The sequence below is a fragment of the Vibrio sp. B181a genome (assembly GCF_030248375.1).
GTDB lineage: Bacteria > Pseudomonadota > Gammaproteobacteria > Enterobacterales > Vibrionaceae > Vibrio > Vibrio campbellii.
This window is the reverse complement of sequence record NZ_JAHGAD010000108.1, coordinates 1-759: the sequence shown is the minus strand read 5'-3', so window position 1 is coordinate 759 and position 759 is coordinate 1. Positions and strand designations below refer to the sequence as shown.

1 pseudogene is annotated in these 759 nt (G+C 46.6%); it reads right to left on the bottom strand.

Annotated features, from left to right (window positions below):
• Positions 1-681, bottom strand: a pseudogene (locus tag KIO97_RS25655) (methyl-accepting chemotaxis protein); the annotation flags it as partial.
• Positions 682-759 lie beyond the last annotated feature (78 nt).

Genomic DNA, 759 nt, shown 5'->3' with positions numbered 1-759 from the left:
AGTGTTAATATCTTTGTTAAGTCCTGTAATGGCGCTCACAACTGCCGTGTCTGTCGATTCATCTGTGTCGGGTTCTTCCACATCCGGCTCATCCTCTACGTCAGGTTTGGTGAATGTATTAGTCGAGTCATCAGGCAAGACACTAGGATCTTCTATAGGGCCTGTTGGGTCATCGGGGTCATGGGTTGGATCTGTTGGGATAATTGGCTCATCAGGGCCGTTTGTTCCCCAGAATAAAGTACCGCCATCACACTGGTTTCCTGTGAATTGGAAGTTACCGTGACATAAGGTGTTTTGCGTAAACTCGCCAGAAGAAACATCAGTACAAAGGGTGCTGTCGTTTGGAATACGAGAGAGTTCGCAACGAGTCGCGCCAAAGTCACCATAACAAGCCCCGGTGACTTGTTCGCCGTAAACATAAGCCAGCCACTGAAGGCGTCTTTCGTCCCCCGTTGACTGTTTGAATTGGCAAGCATCCATACATGAACCGTCTGGATTTGCGCCGTATTCGCATTGAGATTTACACCTCAATGTTGAAGGGTCGAATTCACTGTTTGCAGGGCAACGAACCTCTGAATAAGAAAGAGCAAGTGAATTGTCACAAACTGTCTGATAAGGATAGCGAGCGTTAGCATAGGTTACCTTCTGAAATGTGCATGAACGAATATAATCATGCTTCATAAAACAAGCGTTCACCTGATTAGGATCAACCCATTCGCCCGTAGAGCCGCAGCCCGTCATTTGCTTATAACTAACATA